This window comes from Lysinibacillus fusiformis, assembly GCF_003049525.1.
Classification (GTDB): Bacteria; Bacillota; Bacilli; order Bacillales_A; family Planococcaceae; genus Lysinibacillus; species Lysinibacillus fusiformis.
On record NZ_PYWL01000001.1, the window covers coordinates 632,223 to 648,006 of the forward strand.

Below are 15,784 nucleotides of genomic sequence, written 5' to 3' on the forward strand. Positions count from 1 at the left end.
TTCTTATTCTTATATCTAGTATCGGAAGTTTTTAGAAATGTTTCACCTTTTTACAGTAAACTAGTTTTGATAATACCTTTCTCACAAAAACCCCTTATTCAGATGGTATTTACCTGAAAAAGGGGCTTCCTTAAATCTTTTTTATATTCAATTTTGGTAGCTCTACTTACTAATCATGACAAACATATGTCCCATAGTCGTATAGCCTAATTCCACCATACCTTCCTTTACATCTTGCAAATATGAAGGGGTATGTTCAATTACCTTCGCAAGCTGTTGGACACATTCAATAAACATTTCTTGTGTTAATTGTTGTTGTTTACCGGCCATGCCAATTAAATGCAACTTAATTAGCGTAAAATTGACAACAAGCATCATATAACTTTCAAATAATGTTTGATAATCATATGGGAATAAGTTTTTAAATACATAATTCACAATATAATTTTCAAACATATATTCATGATTACTAATAAATGGTTCATATATATGGGTATAGGATTCTCGATATTTCGTAATTGTGTTTTCTATATCCTGTACTTCTTTTTCATCATTCTCTTCCAATGCTAAGCCTTCTATTAACTGTTGGAGTACAGTTATATATTTTTCTGAAGCTATACCACTTGTAATTCGCAAACGAAGTAGAGCTCGTGCTAAATTAAGCTGAAAATTTAGATTCCCCTTAATTTCCTTTAATGAATCAATAAATTCTTTATTATTTAAACGATTTAAATAATCCTGCATTATGCGTGGCAACTGTTTACCCAACTCACTCGGCTTCAATTGTTCAATTTTTTGTATAAATAATCCTAAAACAATTAAACGTATTTCTATTGGCTGTTGTCTACTTTGAAGAAGTTGGATTGAAAAAACTCGCAAATCCCAAAAATGAGGATATTTTCCTAATACTATCTCCTTATTCATTAGACCTCGCGTATTTTTGGGCTCTTCTGCCTCAATAAAACCAATTCCTTCTTTACGTAATAGAATGACTCTTGCGGCTTCTGGGCAAGATAATGTTAGGCTTTTTTCTGTTACATTACCAACACGTGTAAGATGCCGTGGATAAATGGCACATGTATTACATAAAAATTCTTCTCCTAATTCTTTATGAATACTACATAATCCATCATCTAACACCATATGGCATTTTTTATTTTCGTCTAAGATAAACTTTGCATAATTAGCATCATCATGTTCTTTACGATTTCTTTTTACATATTTCGATAATTTCTCTGCCATCTCTGGCTGACTCACTTTACGGTACGTTTGGTATGTTTTCTTTTCAACTGCAATATTCCATCCAGCACAACAGGTATCTTCACAAGCACTACCAATACAATTAAAATCATTTAAATATTCAGGTATTAATATAGGTCTCATTTTTCCACATCCTATATACTACACTCATATAATTATTTATTACATAAATGTTCATATTTATTTTTTAATTAAAGGGATTTTATTAGATTTTTTAAAATTCCTTCGTGCGTAATATTTTTATAGATCCTCAAATTTTAATGGTGAACCTACAATATAATTTTTTCGTGCTTTTTTATTTAGTACATGATTGAAATACTTAGGTTCTAAACCATATCCTGGACGTACAATTTTTATATTTTCTTTTGTAAATTTCTCTCCAGCTTTTATATCTTTGGATACATAAATGGAACGACGGAATTTTAGAGAAGCTTTTTCTTTTTCTGTTGGACCATAAGTAACTTTTCCCATAGCTATCCAAGCTCGTTCAGTCTCTTCTACAAGCGCCTTCATTTCAGCTGGCTCCATTGAAAATGCTGCGTCAACGCCACCATCGGCTCGGTCCAATGTAAAATGTTTTTCTATGACAGTTGCCCCTAGTGCAACACTTGCTACAGCCACACCTATTCCGAGTGTATGGTCAGATAATCCAATTTGGACATCGTCAAATAACTGTTTCATATGTGGAATTGTTAATATATTTGTGTTTTCAGGTGTTGCAGGGTATGTACTTGTACATTTTAGTAATACTAAGTCTTTACAGCCAGCTTCTTTGGCTGTGCGTACTAATTCATCTAATTCTGCCAATGTTGCCATACCAGTGGATATTATCATTGGTTTACCAGTTGCAGCAACTTTTTTGATAAGCGGTAAATCCGTATTCTCAAAGGAAGCAATTTTATAGAGAGGAACTTCTAATTCCTCTAAAAAATCAACAGCTGTTTCATCAAATGGCGTACTAAAAGCAATCATTCCCAATTCTTTTGCACGATCGAAAATTGGTTTATGCCACTCCCAAGGAGTATATGCCTCATTATAAAGGTCATATAGCTTCTTATCTTTCCATAAACTCTCCGAATCACTAATCAAAAAATCAGGTGAGTCTACATTAAGAGTTAATGTATCTGCTGTATATGTTTGTATTTTTAAAGCTTGGGCCCCAGAAACTGCAGCTGCTTCTACAATCTCTAATGCTCGATCCAGTGATTGATTATGATTCCCTGACATTTCAGCAATTATAAATGGTTTTGTTGAATTGTTTAATATTGAAATATCCATATTAATTCCTCATTTCTTTTAACTTAGATACAGGTGTATCCCAACCATTCATTAATAATCCATTATATTTATCTCTATCTTTTTTATAATGAATACTTCCTTCTTTAATACTTTGTGACATTGTTGTAAAATCGCCAGATCTTATAGTTGTCCAATATTCAAAAAAGAGTTTTTCAATTTCATCTATTAAGATTTTATAACTTTCACGTAAAGTAATATCTCCATTAAAAGGAACTTCTTTTTGAATAATTATATTTCCTGTATCGATACCCTCATCAACTAAATGAATTGTTACACCTTTTTTTGTATCTTCTATAAAACTCCAAAAATTCGGATCCGCTCCTCTATTCCATGGCAAATACGATATGTGCAAATTAATTATTCTATTATGTAAATAATTAATAATATCTTTAGAAATAATATGTCTATATCCATAACTTATTACTACATCAAATTTATTTAATTTTACATATTCTAGTGATATTTTTTCCTCAGTTCTATAAACTTCATCATTATTCTCTTGTAACTTATTACAAAAATTCTCACGATAAGGTCCTAAAAATAATATCTTCATTAATTATTACACCTCCATTAAATGAAAAAACGCATATTGGTTATCATATTATTAATTGTCATGTTTGATTTGAGCGTTTTATCAACACCATTCTGAATATCATTTATCAAGATTTTCTTGCTCAGCCCTAAATAAATACAAGCTCCTTTAATATGAGTAGCTTTTGCAATTTCAACTTGATTTTCTGCAACTGCAATTACAAGTGTAGGTAGTTTTAAGAATATTCTTTCCCAAGTCGTCGACCCACCCCCGCCAATTGCTAAATCGGCTTGTGCCATTAATTCCGCAATATTATTCACTTGGCAATGATAATGAGTATTTTCAATTTCGTCACATAGTTGTTTAATTTTCAATTTATTTGGATTTGAGTTTCCTACAACTACATCTACAACTAATTTATATTGGTCTATAATCGACTTAATTGCCAAAAGAACTTTCTCTGTTTCATTCGTTGGATCACTACCACCAAAGAAAATGAATAAGCGCTCAACTCTCCCATTAAAGGGTTTTATATGATTTCTCGCTTCTAAAAACTCATCTCTTAACAAAGCATGACTTGGCCCTAGTAGCATTTTAGTAGAAGAAGGAACTAACCCATCGTACCTTGTGTCCATATCTAAATAGAAATTTTGATCCAGTAATATATCACAGTCATGGTTACGATTTGCCAAATCATCAATAACCATTATACTCTTAACAAAAGGTCGAACTGATTGTTCCCATTTAATATCAATTGAGTAATGATCGATAATCAGCTTTTTCACCGTATATTGTTTTAAAATCTCAATTGTCTCATAAGCATCTTTTTCCCAGTATTCAGCTACAAAGTTCCATAGAGAACCATCACAAGGCGGTAAATTATAAACAACAAACCCTTGTTGTTCTATTAATGTTATACATTCACCCTTTGCACCTCTACAAATAAAGGCTACCTGTTGACCATCTTTTTTTAGCCTGTGCGCTAATGTTAAACAACGCATCACATGTCCAGTACCAATTTCAACTGAGGCATCCACTCTTATTATTGTATCCATACCTTCACCTATAACTTCTTTTGTTCAATGTGAGCGTTAATATAAAACCAATCTGGATTCGCTTCCATAAGTTTCACTGTATCATGGAAGGTAAAATTGGGATTATCATTATAAAGCTTTTCTATTATATTTTTAATTAGCTGAAAATCTTCCTCTGTATCCACTGTCCATCGATATTTACTATAATCCGTTTCATTTCGGACACTACTTATTTTAAAAACATCAGGATTCGTATAAAAATAAGCCGTTACATGTTCACGGTCCCTTTCCATTACAGCTTCCTTATAAGCTTTTTCTAAAGCTTCAAACGTAAATGCTTCTGTATCTAAACCTCTTGGATAAGTTCTATCAACCGTATTTGATACATATTCATAATTATTATCTACAAAGTATTGTATTGTTTTATCAACCACTTGCACATCAATTATCGGGCAATCTGAAGTAATTCGGACAATTGCATCTGCTTTAAATGTTTTAGCTGTCTCATAATATCTAGCCAATACATCTTTTTCTGACCCTCTAAACCACAAAATATTATTTTTCTTGCAAAACTCTACTATTAAATCATCTTTTTCATTCAAGGTAGTTGCTATTACTAAATCATTGATATAATTACTTTGCTGTAAACGCTCTAATTGATATGATAATAAAGGTCTACCATTCACTTTTTTTAAGATTTTCCCAGGCAGACGAGTTGAACCCATTCTTGCCTGAATTATTGCTACAATTCTCATTTTTTCACCTTTTCTAATTCCATGATCACCGAATTGATTACATCCTTTGCATCCTCATTCGACATTTTTGGGAATAATGGTAAGGTAATAATTGCTTCATATAATTCTTCTGCTTTAGGCATAGACCCCTTGGCGTACCCCAATTCCTGATAATATGACAAAGTGTGTACTGGAATGTAGTGGACATTCACACCAATATTTTGAGCTAATAATGCCTCAAATATTTCTTTCCGAGTTGCGCTGATGTTTTCCAGATTTAATTTAATGATATAAAGGTGCCAACTTGAAAATCCATCTAATTGTTGAGTTGGTATAAATAAACATTCATTATTCTTAAACGCTTCATTATATAGTTGGGCAATTTCACGGCGACGTGCTACAAATTTATCTAACTTCCTGATTTGACTAATGCCTAGAGCAGCTTGAATATCTGTCATTCTATAATTGAATCCTAAAAATTGCATATCATAATACCAAGGACCATCATTTTTCGCAAGATTACTTGCCTCTCTTGTTATTCCATGAGAACGAAATTGTAAGAGTTTATTATACAAATCTTCATTATTAGTTGTTATAACGCCACCCTCACCTGTGGTAACATGCTTTACTGGATGAAAGCTAAACATTGTCATATCACTAAAGGCACCTATTTTTTCTCCTTTATACTCAGCTCCTAGTGCGTGTGCCGCATCCTCAATGACAATTAAGTTATGTTTTTCCGCAATTGCATGTATTTCTGCTAACTGAACAGGCTGACCTGTAAAATGAACAGGTATAATTGCTTTTGTATTAGGTGTAATTTTCTTTTCAATTTCCAAAGGATCAATGTTATACGTATCTTCTTTAATATCTGCAAATACAACTGTGCCACCTACATAGCGTACACAATTTGCACTTGCTGCAAAAGTGATTGGTGTAGTTATAACTTCATCACCTTCACCAATACCTGCAACAAAGCATGCTCCATGTAGCGCTGCCGTCCCATTTGAAAATGCTACCGCATATTTAGAGCCAACATATTCTGCCATGCATTCTTCGAATTCTGCAATTGTTGGGCCTGTTGTTAAAAAACTACCTTTTAATACGTTCACAACAGCTTGTATATCCTCTTCATCTAACCATTGCTGTCCATACGGTAAATATGTATCACGCATTTCTTTTCACTCCCCGAAAGAAAAAATGCAGTCTGTGACTACATTTCTTCTACTAAATCTTTTAATTGTTCTATAGTTAACCATTCAGTATTATTATCACTTGTATAAGCAAATCCATCCGCTAAAGCTTTGCCCCCATTTGTTTGCTCTTGAGCTAATGAAACTAGTTCTGGTTGAATTACATAGTAATCATTGAACTCTACTGTATGACGTGCATCATCTTCCATAATCATTGCTTCATGTAATTTCTCACCAGGACGGATTCCAATCACTTCTATTTCACATTCAGGACCAATTGCTTTTGCTAAATCTGTCACCTTCATACTCGGAATCTTGGGCACAAAAATTTCCCCGCCGTACATACGTTCTAGATTATCTATTACAAATTGCACTCCCTTATCAAGGGTAATCCAAAAACGTGTCATACGCTCATCTGTAATAGGTAACTTCCCTGTATCCCTAATCTTTTTAAAAAATGGTACTACGCTACCCCGACTTCCTACTACGTTGCCATAGCGTACAACTGCAAACCGTGTTTTCTTTTCTCCTACATAAGCATTGGCTGCTACGAAAAGTTTATCAGATGCTAGTTTTGTCGCTCCATATAAATTCACAGGGCTACATGCTTTGTCCGTCGAAAGTGCAATCACCTTTTCAACTCCACGGTCAATGGCTGCCTCGATAATATTTTGAGCACCATGAATGTTTGTCTTTACAGCTTCAAAAGGATTATATTCACATGCATCGACATGCTTCATAGCTGCTGCATGGATGACAATATCTACACCATCAAAAGCACGGTATAAACGTTCTTTATCCCTCACGTCACCAATAAAGAATCGGATGCGTTCATCCTGGAATTCTTGCTTCATTTCATATTGTTTTAGTTCATCGCGACTGAAAACAATAATTTTTTTCACACCAAGTGTAAGTGCTTTTCCGATAAATTTTTTACCAAAAGAGCCTGTACCACCTGTTACTAATACTACTTTATCTTTTAAAACACCCATTATGTTTCTCCTTATCTATGTATCATATAAATAATATATCGGATAATTTTCAAGTATTTCTACATTAGAAAAATAAATATAACATTTAATGCAATATCATTTTCTCTTCTCCTAAATTTTGCTTTAACCTGTATTCATATTCTCTACCATTTTCTCAATATCAAGGTAACTAAGATATACGAAAAAAACACTATTTAAATTTGAATACAAATTCAAATAGTGTTTTTAGTCTAATTATTAACAATTAATGTTTATTTCAGGCTACAATTTCTTCAAAATATGGAAGCACTTCATATTCAAAAATATCAGCTACAAGAACAAAATCTTGCTTTTCTAGACCTTCATTGATTAGATTTAAATACTCTTCTAATTGATGTTTGTTTAAATTTGTATTGACACCTTGATTCATTAATACCTCTTCCATTTGATTTATCCACGTTATACCCTCTGAAAAATTCAATATTTCATTTAAAGCTGTTTGAACATTGTCAGATCTTAAACTATCGGCAATATATTGTAACCCTGCTGGAATTTTAGCTATATATTTGTAATATTCATCCACAATCTCTTTTTTGTCCATTTTAACAACCTCCGAATTCTTCTAATCCTACTCTTGTATATTTTAAAGATTTTTCTGTTGCCTCTAGAATATTTTCATAAAGATACATATTTTGTCTATGAATCTGTTTAAATTTTTCTTGTCTCTCTAATTGTTTATTATCTATAGTCATTCTCATCACATCCATAGTAATTGGGTCAATGATTCTTTCCATAATTACTTGTGGGTAATACTCTTTCAATTTAGAATCAATTTTATCTAGTTTTTTTAATGTACTAGCCGAAAATACAGTTTTATTTCTTTCTTCTTTCAATAGATAAATCGCTTCTACTAGTAATTTTTTTACTTTTAAATAGACTTCTATTTCCTTACTCATAAATTCATTAAAAATAGAATCGTTATTATTTATTTGATTTTGAACTTCTAACTTCGTTACGTTTTTTGTATCATCAATATAAGTTTCACAAAATGCTTCAAAATCTAATTGTGGCATACCCTTAATCTTTACACCACCTTCTGTACAATTAAAGATTGTATGCTGATTTTGCAACATTACATATAATCTCTCTATACTTTTTCTCATACTATTAAATTGATGATTCGTTTTTACAGGTTCTCCGTAATATCCTTCTACTTCAAAAGCCATATCTTTCTTGAAAAACTCATCAGTTAACTCACTATAATGATTATTATTTTCTGCATGGGATTTATTGTTCGTATAGGCTAAATCTTGTCCAATGATTGCGATTGGTCCTATACTAATTTTACTTGCTATTTCTAATGCAGTTATCGCAACTGTACCACCAGTTGATAGCATTGGTAAATCCTTACCTAGTCCTTCTTTAATACGTTTTTGGATACTATCTTCTCCATAAAAACAAAAGCTATAGCGGTTTCCTTTAAAATCTCGTTCTATTTTCCATGCATTTCCTAACCCATAAATCAAATCGAAATCATTATTTTTAATGTTTTTAAAGTGAAAATAATTACTTTCTCCTCCATCCATTGTTACTACATAGTCAGGAGTAATTTCCGCTGCCAGTAAAGAGTTTATTGTGGATCCTGCACTAATTATTAAACATTTGTCTTTTATTTTTTTTAACAATGGTAACTGTTTCGTTAATGAAGGTCCTCCTGAAGCTAAAATTACTGGGCAATCATATTTATTGTAAAGTTCCTTTAAACTTTGATCTTTATGAACATAATATAAATTCATAATGTAATTTTCCTGCCATAGATCACCGAAAAATCTTATTGTATTTTCATTTACAATATCTTCAATTTGTATATGACGAATAAAATCTAGAAATTCTTTATATTCCTTATCAAAAATTTTGTCGTAATTAGGGGAGAGCAGGATATTGACTTTACGATCAAAATCAGCTACATAATCTTCAGAACGCATATAAAAGTCCTGTAAATCAGAAAAAACGCCTTCAATTTTATCTTTACCCTCAATATTTAAACGACTAAATAAAGGATCATACACTAAAATATCAGTGTTTCCATACTTTTTTGCAATAGCATTAGCAATGTATCCTAGCCCATACCCAAACAGTATATTTAAATATCCTTCTTTATAGTTCTTATCTATGTATTTATCAGCTTCTGCTTCTGGATTATAATTGCTATGTAAAAAATACCCATTTACTTTTGCATTTTGCTTATCGTTCTTTGTTTGTAAATATATTATATCTAAATCTTCCATAAAGTCGTCTCCTTGGTTAACCTTAGTGATGCTCTCTTTTAAAAAAGGGTCTTAAATTCATATTTGTTTTACAGAAAAGTGTCTTACTTCTTTGATTATATCGGTTAAAAAAAGGATTTTTAAATTTTTTATTAAAAAAAGCTTGAACGAAATTTCGTTCAAGCTTTTAATATTTTATGATAAATATTAGTCAATTATTGTAGTAATTGAAGTACACCTTGTGGTTGTTGATTAGCTTGCGCTAACATAGATTGAGCAGCTTGCATTAAGATATTGTTCTTAGTGAAGCCCATCATTTCTTTAGCCATGTCTGTGTCACGGATACGTGATTCAGCAGCTGTTAAGTTTTCAGATGTAGCACCTAAGTTGTTGATAGTGTGCTCTAGACGGTTTTGAACAGCACCTAAATCAGAACGTTGAGAAGATACTAATTCTAAAGCGTCATTGAAGTTTTTAATTGCTTTGTCAGCAGCAGTTTGAGAATCAATTTTACCAGTGATTTTTAAACCAGATGTTGACATTGTAGTTATTTTTAATGTAATAGATTGGCCATCATTAGCACCGATATGGAATTTCTTACCAGAGAATGTACCATCTAATAATTTTTGAGTATTGAACTCTGTGTTTTTAGCGATACGATCGATTTCTGATTTTAATGCTGTAACTTCCTTGTTAAGTGCTCCACGGTCTGCAGTTACGTTTGTATCGTTTGCAGATTGTACTGCTAATTCACGCATACGTTGTAGGATTGCGTGAGTTTCGTTAAGAGCACCCTCAGCAGTTTGGATTAAAGAGATAGAGTCTTGAGCGTTTTTAGTAGCCATATCAAGACCACGGATTTGTCCACGCATTTTTTCAGAGATTGCTAAACCAGCAGCGTCATCGCCAGCACGGTTTACTTTGTAACCAGAAGATAATTTCTCAAGGTTTTTAGAAGCTTGAGTGTTGTTGAAAGTAAGGTTACGGTGTGTGTTTAAAGCTGAAATGTTGTGTTGAATTCTCATTTGGAATTCCTCCTTGAATGTTTGTTTTGTTATTCCACATCCGTGTGGAATTTAGGAATAGGTAGTATGTATATACTTCCTGCCCCTTACAAACTATATATCGTAATTAGTTGGAAATGTTTAATAGTTTTTTAGAAATTTTTTTTATTTTTTATGTAATAGTTTTAAACAACCTATATCTCTTATTTTTTCTTCAATTGCGCTAAAAAGTTTGTTGTGGAAGAAAGAGCTTCTTTATTTTGAGCTTGTATTGCTTGAAAAACTTCCGACCGATGTACTTTTACCGTTTTTGGGGCAACAATACCTAGCTTAATTTGCTCGCCTTCTACGGCTAAAATCTTTATTTCAATTTGATCACCAATCATGATCGACTCATCTTTTTTTCGTGAAAGGACTAGCATTATTTTGCACTTCCTTCCAATGACTGCATTGGGTAACGTAATGGATAGGATTTGCTATCCTGAAGGACAATTTGTTTACCGCATTTTTTTTTCATATTAATAATTAAAGGTGCAAGTAAATTAATAGTTGAATCTTGGAATGTACCCTTCATTGTTACTATAGAGTATGTTAACACATCCTCTTCCTTCTCTAGGTGTAGCTGCTCAAAATCCTCTTCACTTATATCAAAGCTATAATCTTTTTTGAAAGCGAAAGGGTATGCAACAACAAAACCAATTTCAGGCCGCTCAACTGATTGTAATATTGCTAACGGAAGGTCTGCATCAATTGGTAGCAATATAAATTTCCGCTCCTCCTCTAATCCTAGTAAGCCATGTTCAAATGTTAGGATATCCTGTTCAATAATTTCAACTTCTCCTAAAAATTTAGTAGCAATTTTCATTTATAAACTCTCCTTTAAATGATGACATTGATGTCAACATCTGGTCTTTGTATCATTGTACCAGTTACTTTTCCTGGTGTGTATTCATGTATAGGTTTGTTCACTTTGGCGTCAATTACTGGTTCTCTTCGTTGAATATTGATATCCGTTGTACCTGGAGTGAAATTAATTTTGACTGATCCTACGGATGGTACAAATTTGACATTAAATTGTACACGATGTGGACCGTGGTTTTGTTTAGCTATATTTTGAACTATTGCACGCCCTTGATCTTTTCCTGCATTTTCCATTATTTGACGTCCCTCTTGTGCTCTGCGTGCCATTCCTTTTATTGCCTCTTGTTTTCCTTTTTCTGCGTAATTTGCACTTGATTCTAAGGGACCGATCATTCCTATGTCTCTTCTTGCCTGTGAGGAGTCAATCTTCAAAACACTTCTCGTTGTATTTATATCTAAAATAGCGGCTGGCTGTTCAATATGCTGTGTCGCTTTTGGTTGTTCAATATGCTGCTGAGGTTTACCAATATGAAGATCAATTTTGGCATCGATTGTACGAATTTGTATTTGTGGTATCCTCACAATACTAGCTCTCCTTTCAAGAAAAGCGTTTGAACAAAGTGTCCAAACGCCTAAATGATATTAACGGATAAAATCCACTAATGTTTGCTGAATTATTTTAGAACCTACTGAAAGTGCAGCCTGATGAATAGATTCATGTGTCACCATTTCAGTAATGGCCTTTGCATAGTCAACAGACTCATTATCTCTCAATTGTTTTGTTACGTTAACCTCACGTACACCCAAACGATTTTCCATCATTTCTACACGATTTTGCCGTGCCCCGATGTCTGCCTGTGCTTCTAAAACTTTATTATGCATGGTTGTAATATCATCATTTGTAGTCGATGAAGATACTCCACCTAGCATGCTAGCAATTTCTTCACCTGTTTTTGTTGGATCGCCTAATAAATCCGAAATTTTCCCCATCATATCATCTATATTATTAAATAGATCTTTCCCTGGGGTATTCACAGAAAGCTGGATACCATCATATATTTCTACTTTTACACTCTCTTGATTAGTATTTGGGTTTATGGCACCTCCTATAAACAAAGGCTCGTTTGTTCTAGTTCCACTAAATATGTAACTACCACCTATATTCGTATTCCCTACATCCTGTAATTGTTGGCGAATTTGGTCAATTTCTTTTTTTATTTTGTCTCGATCCTCAGATGTATTTGAATCAGTGGCCGCTTGAATAACAAGTTCGCGAACTCGCTTCATCTGCTCACCAACCTGATTTAGAGATTCATCTGTCGAATCTAACCAGCTTCCTGCTGTAATCATATTACGAGTATATTGTTCTACTTTAGCTAAATCACGGCGATAGCCCATACCTTTTACTGCAATAACTGGATCATCGGATGGACGAGTGATCTTTGAACCAGAATTGATTTGATCTTGGAGCTTAGACATTTTACCATAGCTGTTATTTAAATTGCGTAGCATGTTACTTGATAGCATAGATTGTGTTACACGCATGTTGTAAAAAACCTCCTTCTTGTCAGTTGGAGAAGTTGTCTCCATTAATTACTAATTACTAATTACTCTTTTCTATCGTTATAAACCTACTCGGCCCATACCGTTAATAATTTTATCCAATGTTTCATCGACAACTGTAATCATACGTGCATTTGCATTATATGCTTGTTGAAAAGTAATCATATTTGTCATTTCTTCATCTAAAGAAACAGCACTTACAGAATCACGGCTTTTGAACACCATTTGAAGTTGGGATTCAGACGAGGCCGCTAAACGTAATGCTTCTTCACCATCTACACCAACTTTACCGACAATTGCTTGGTAGAATGATTGTAAGCTTGCATTATCTATATCTGCATATAATTTATGCTGCATATTGGCAAGTTCGTAAGCATTTTTACCATTTCCTTCTTCTGTCGGGTTAGACGATGCTGCTAAAAGATTAGGATTTTTTTTGATATCCTCATTAACCTTAATTCCACCAGCACCAGTTCCTTCAAAGAAAACGCCACCTGGCTTCGAAGCATTGATGATGTTTCCATTCGCATCTTTTTCTTCAAGGGTATATCCTTTTGCATGCTGCGCATTGAATTCTTTGATGAATGCATTAGCCAGTTGATCTAATTTTTGTAAAGTTTCCGTGTAATATCCTTTAATATCGCCGCCTGCACTTTGATAACCAAACGAATTAATGAGTGAAAGTAATTTCCCTTTTGATGCTTCAAAGTCTTGCTGTTTAATGGCTGTTTGTGTACTAGTGACAGCACCAGCTTCGTGTGCATCTAAAGATTCCAATCCTGTTAATTGTAATTCAGAGAAAGAATTTGTAATATCATCGCCTGTCACCTTCGTGCCATTAGTACCCATTGCTGTGAACTGAGCGAAATCTTTACCGTTTACTAAATCTCTGACAACACCATCTGCGCCTTTAAATGTAATTTTTAAGCTGCCCTCTGCAACCTCTGATGCTAAACCACCAGAAGGAATACGTTCAATTGATACCGGGATATATTCATTTAATTTATCGACTAACGTATCACGAACATCATATAAATCATTTGGTACATGTCCACTAGGTTCAACCTCTTGAATCTGTTTATTAACAGCAGCAATCTGCTTTAGGATGGTATTAATTTGAGTTGTTGAAACATTAAGTTCATTCCCAAGATTGCCCTGAATCATTTTTAATTGTTTATCAAGGTAATTAAAGGATTCAGCTAAGTGCTCCGCACGACTAATGGCTACTTGACGTGAAGCACCATCTGCAGGCTTTGTCGCAATATCTTGAAGACCCTTCCAGAACTGTTCGAAAGCTTTATCTAAACCAAATTCTGAAGGTTCATTCATAACATCCTCCATTTGGGCAATAGCATTTGTTCTAGATTCCCAATAACCTAACTTATTCGTCTCTTGACGATATTGGCGGTCAATAAATTCACTGCGAATACGTTGAATTGAACTTGCTTCTACCCCAGTACCAAGATGTCCCGGGTAAGTTGGTTGGTTTAATCCAGCAGTTGGAAAACCAGGTGTTGCCTGCATGTTTACTCGTTGGCGTGAATAGCCTAATGTGTTGGCGTTGGAAATATTATGTCCTGTTGTGTATAAAGCTGTTTGTTGTACGAAGAGGCCACGTTTACTTGCTTCTAGCCCCATAAATGTTGAGCGCATGTTTCTTCCTCCCTTGTTAGGCTTGTGAATCGAAATATGATTTTTTTGCTATGTTATTTGTGCCGAGAACCTCGTTGCTAGAGTAGTTCATTTGCTCTGTTCGAGGTCTTACAGCATCTAATGTTAGGTTGACGATTTGTAGTGACTGGAACACGAGTTTTTGATTTAGGTCATTTTGTGTGCGTAGATCATTGATAATTTGTAATAAGCGATCGCGAACTACTGATAATGTTGCTTTGTCCGTTTGTTGTTCAGCAGCCTCGATGACGTCCGCAACAGTTGTTTTGTCAGATGAAGCAAGTCCCTTTGCTTCAAGGTAGTCCGTTACCTGTTTCTGACGCTGTTGTTCGAGCTTATCGATGGCCGCTACGTGTGCCTGCTCATCCTTGAGCAATTGGTCTAGCGCTTCGATATCGCCAGCTTTAATGATCTCTGTTTTTTTGAAGGCTAGTTCAAGTAAGCTTTTATGCATTCTCTCTAGCATCATTAATGTAGAATTAATCGCTTCTACAGACATTTCGCTATACACCCTTTCTGCTATACCCTAGAAACGATAATATTTCAGCATATCCTCAGCTACTTTACGAGCATCTACTTTGTATTCTCCAGAATCAATGTCTTTTTTCAGCTGTTGAACACGGTCAGCTCGCTCCGTATTGTAGGTTGAAACGCTTTTCATGTCTTGAGCAGCTTTTGAAATTTCGATTTTATCTGCAAAAGATGTTGTGTTTGTATCGGATTTAACATTGCGAACCTGGTTTTTATAGGCGTTCACTGCATTAATTCCATAAGATGTAATTTTCATCTTGAAACCCCCCGTCTAAAAATCTTATCTTACTATTATTTCGGATTGTCTCACATAATGTTAAGTTTTCACATATAAAAAAGTGTGCTAATTTTGTTTAAAATTAACACACCTTCAATTATTAACGTTTTCGGTCTGCGTGATATGTGACACGATCGCGTTGCTCTACACTATCACGGAATTCCTTAGCCGCTTCAAAAGTGCGTAAATCAGCTTTTAATTCATCCTGACATTTTGTGCAAAGCTTGCCTGTCGTCGTCAGATGACCACAGTTATCACATGGGTAGCCTAAGTTAGGAAACATCGCTGGTTGCAAGCGACCTTTACGCACCCATTTATATAATAGCTCTTCCTCTGCTCCCGTCGCTTCTACAATACGCTCCACTGTTGCAGCACGGTTCTCACGTTTACGTAGGAAGCGATATACGATTTGATACAGTTCTTCTTCTGATTGTGCACATTTATGACAAACTTCCCGTACCCCTGTATAATTAAAAAACTCATTACATTTTGGACAATTTCGAACCTCTGCCATCTAGTTTTCCTCCTCTAACAAAATATCTTATCTACACATACTAAACTCATCATCTATTATACATAATACATTG

At 34.0% G+C, this 15,784-nt stretch carries 18 protein-coding genes; all 18 read right to left on the reverse strand.

All coding sequences use genetic code 11. From position 1 onward, the window contains the following. Nucleotides 1-162: 162 nt before the first annotated feature. The 18 genes from fliB to C9J29_RS03155 all read right to left on the reverse strand — a co-directional run bounded on the left by fliB (nt 163) and on the right by C9J29_RS03155 (nt 15,711). Nucleotides 163-1,383, reverse strand: a complete 1,221-nt coding sequence (fliB, locus tag C9J29_RS03070) for a flagellin lysine-N-methylase (protein ID WP_107921581.1) — start codon at nt 1,381-1,383, stop codon at nt 163-165. 117 nt (nt 1,384-1,500) lie between these two features. Next, nucleotides 1,501-2,538 (reverse strand): pseudaminic acid synthase, encoded by a 1,038-nt coding sequence (gene pseI / locus C9J29_RS03075; protein WP_107921582.1) that lies wholly within the window; start codon nt 2,536-2,538, stop codon nt 1,501-1,503. Between the two features lies 1 nt (nt 2,539). After that, nucleotides 2,540-3,112, reverse strand: coding sequence for a formyltransferase family protein (locus C9J29_RS03080; RefSeq protein WP_107921583.1), 573 nt, complete (start codon nt 3,110-3,112; stop codon nt 2,540-2,542). Between the two features lie 17 nt (nt 3,113-3,129). After that, nucleotides 3,130-4,146, reverse strand: coding sequence for a UDP-2,4-diacetamido-2,4,6-trideoxy-beta-L-altropyranose hydrolase (pseG, locus tag C9J29_RS03085; protein WP_107921584.1), 1,017 nt, complete (start codon nt 4,144-4,146; stop codon nt 3,130-3,132). 8 nt (nt 4,147-4,154) lie between these two features. Continuing rightward, entirely contained in the window at nt 4,155-4,880 is a 726-nt protein-coding gene (locus tag C9J29_RS03090; RefSeq protein ID WP_107921585.1) for a cytidylyltransferase domain-containing protein, read from the reverse strand. Next, entirely contained in the window at nt 4,877-6,034 is a 1,158-nt protein-coding gene (pseC, locus tag C9J29_RS03095; protein ID WP_107921586.1) for a UDP-4-amino-4,6-dideoxy-N-acetyl-beta-L-altrosamine transaminase, read from the reverse strand. The genes C9J29_RS03090 and pseC overlap by 4 nt, the downstream gene beginning before the upstream one ends. 38 nt (nt 6,035-6,072) lie before the next feature. Beyond that, nucleotides 6,073-7,044 (reverse strand): UDP-N-acetylglucosamine 4,6-dehydratase (inverting), encoded by a 972-nt coding sequence (gene pseB, locus C9J29_RS03100; RefSeq protein WP_107921587.1) that lies wholly within the window; start codon nt 7,042-7,044, stop codon nt 6,073-6,075. A 256-nt stretch (nt 7,045-7,300) separates the two neighbouring features. Further along, nucleotides 7,301-7,624 carry a DUF8042 domain-containing protein gene (locus C9J29_RS03105; RefSeq protein ID WP_107921588.1) on the reverse strand — a complete coding sequence of 108 codons (324 nt, stop codon included), beginning with the start codon at nt 7,622-7,624 and terminating at the stop codon, nt 7,301-7,303. 1 nt (nt 7,625) lies between these two features. Then, nucleotides 7,626-9,311 (reverse strand): motility associated factor glycosyltransferase family protein, encoded by a 1,686-nt coding sequence (locus tag C9J29_RS03110; RefSeq protein WP_107921589.1) that lies wholly within the window; start codon nt 9,309-9,311, stop codon nt 7,626-7,628. 194 nt (nt 9,312-9,505) lie between these two features. Continuing rightward, complete coding sequence (locus C9J29_RS03115) at nt 9,506-10,315, reverse strand: flagellin N-terminal helical domain-containing protein (RefSeq protein ID WP_107921590.1); 810 nt, start codon at nt 10,313-10,315, stop codon at nt 9,506-9,508. A 182-nt stretch (nt 10,316-10,497) separates the two neighbouring features. Further along, nucleotides 10,498-10,716, reverse strand: coding sequence for a carbon storage regulator CsrA (gene csrA, locus C9J29_RS03120; RefSeq protein WP_107921591.1), 219 nt, complete (start codon nt 10,714-10,716; stop codon nt 10,498-10,500). Continuing rightward, the gene (gene fliW, locus C9J29_RS03125; RefSeq protein ID WP_107921592.1) at nt 10,716-11,159 is read right to left on the reverse strand and encodes a flagellar assembly protein FliW; all 444 of its coding nucleotides are present in this window, start codon (nt 11,157-11,159) and stop codon (nt 10,716-10,718) included. The genes csrA and fliW overlap by 1 nt, the downstream gene beginning before the upstream one ends. A 14-nt stretch (nt 11,160-11,173) precedes the next feature. Then, on the reverse strand, nt 11,174-11,737 hold the full coding sequence (locus C9J29_RS03130; RefSeq protein ID WP_107921593.1) for a DUF6470 family protein: 564 nt from the start codon (nt 11,735-11,737) through the stop codon (nt 11,174-11,176). Between the two features lie 60 nt (nt 11,738-11,797). After that, nucleotides 11,798-12,700, reverse strand: a complete 903-nt coding sequence (gene flgL / locus C9J29_RS03135) for a flagellar hook-associated protein FlgL (RefSeq protein ID WP_107921594.1) — start codon at nt 12,698-12,700, stop codon at nt 11,798-11,800. Between the two features lie 78 nt (nt 12,701-12,778). Further along, the gene (gene flgK / locus C9J29_RS03140) at nt 12,779-14,371 is read right to left on the reverse strand and encodes a flagellar hook-associated protein FlgK (RefSeq protein WP_107921595.1); all 1,593 of its coding nucleotides are present in this window, start codon (nt 14,369-14,371) and stop codon (nt 12,779-12,781) included. 16 nt (nt 14,372-14,387) lie between these two features. Next, entirely contained in the window at nt 14,388-14,888 is a 501-nt protein-coding gene (locus tag C9J29_RS03145) for a flagellar protein FlgN (RefSeq protein WP_008178860.1), read from the reverse strand. Between the two features lie 27 nt (nt 14,889-14,915). Further along, the gene (gene flgM / locus C9J29_RS03150) at nt 14,916-15,176 is read right to left on the reverse strand and encodes a flagellar biosynthesis anti-sigma factor FlgM (RefSeq protein WP_107921596.1); all 261 of its coding nucleotides are present in this window, start codon (nt 15,174-15,176) and stop codon (nt 14,916-14,918) included. Between the two features lie 121 nt (nt 15,177-15,297). Continuing rightward, on the reverse strand, nt 15,298-15,711 hold the full coding sequence (locus tag C9J29_RS03155) for a TIGR03826 family flagellar region protein (protein WP_008178864.1): 414 nt from the start codon (nt 15,709-15,711) through the stop codon (nt 15,298-15,300). Between the last annotated feature and the right edge of the window lie 73 nt (nt 15,712-15,784).

What these genes read in the sequence shown, in the direction of transcription:
- pseI (WP_107921582.1), bottom strand. Translation starts at nt 2,538, where the DNA reads ATGGATATTTCAATATTAAACAATTCAACAAAACCATTTATAATTGCT.
- fliB (WP_107921581.1), bottom strand. Translation starts at nt 1,383, where the DNA reads ATGAGACCTATATTAATACCTGAATATTTAAATGATTTTAATTGTATT.
- C9J29_RS03155 (WP_008178864.1), bottom strand. Translation starts at nt 15,711, where the DNA reads ATGGCAGAGGTTCGAAATTGTCCAAAATGTAATGAGTTTTTTAATTAT.
- C9J29_RS03110 (WP_107921589.1), bottom strand. Translation starts at nt 9,311, where the DNA reads ATGGAAGATTTAGATATAATATATTTACAAACAAAGAACGATAAGCAA.
- pseC (WP_107921586.1), bottom strand. Translation starts at nt 6,034, where the DNA reads ATGCGTGATACATATTTACCGTATGGACAGCAATGGTTAGATGAAGAG.
- C9J29_RS03105 (WP_107921588.1), bottom strand. Translation starts at nt 7,624, where the DNA reads ATGGACAAAAAAGAGATTGTGGATGAATATTACAAATATATAGCTAAA.
- C9J29_RS03115 (WP_107921590.1), bottom strand. Translation starts at nt 10,315, where the DNA reads ATGAGAATTCAACACAACATTTCAGCTTTAAACACACACCGTAACCTT.
- pseB (WP_107921587.1), bottom strand. Translation starts at nt 7,044, where the DNA reads ATGGGTGTTTTAAAAGATAAAGTAGTATTAGTAACAGGTGGTACAGGC.
- C9J29_RS03145 (WP_008178860.1), bottom strand. Translation starts at nt 14,888, where the DNA reads ATGTCTGTAGAAGCGATTAATTCTACATTAATGATGCTAGAGAGAATG.
- C9J29_RS03080 (WP_107921583.1), bottom strand. Translation starts at nt 3,112, where the DNA reads ATGAAGATATTATTTTTAGGACCTTATCGTGAGAATTTTTGTAATAAG.
- flgM (WP_107921596.1), bottom strand. Translation starts at nt 15,176, where the DNA reads ATGAAAATTACATCTTATGGAATTAATGCAGTGAACGCCTATAAAAAC.
- fliW (WP_107921592.1), bottom strand. Translation starts at nt 11,159, where the DNA reads ATGAAAATTGCTACTAAATTTTTAGGAGAAGTTGAAATTATTGAACAG.
- pseG (WP_107921584.1), bottom strand. Translation starts at nt 4,146, where the DNA reads ATGGATACAATAATAAGAGTGGATGCCTCAGTTGAAATTGGTACTGGA.
- C9J29_RS03090 (WP_107921585.1), bottom strand. Translation starts at nt 4,880, where the DNA reads ATGAGAATTGTAGCAATAATTCAGGCAAGAATGGGTTCAACTCGTCTG.
- flgL (WP_107921594.1), bottom strand. Translation starts at nt 12,700, where the DNA reads ATGCGTGTAACACAATCTATGCTATCAAGTAACATGCTACGCAATTTA.
- flgK (WP_107921595.1), bottom strand. Translation starts at nt 14,371, where the DNA reads ATGCGCTCAACATTTATGGGGCTAGAAGCAAGTAAACGTGGCCTCTTC.
- csrA (WP_107921591.1), bottom strand. Translation starts at nt 10,716, where the DNA reads ATGCTAGTCCTTTCACGAAAAAAAGATGAGTCGATCATGATTGGTGAT.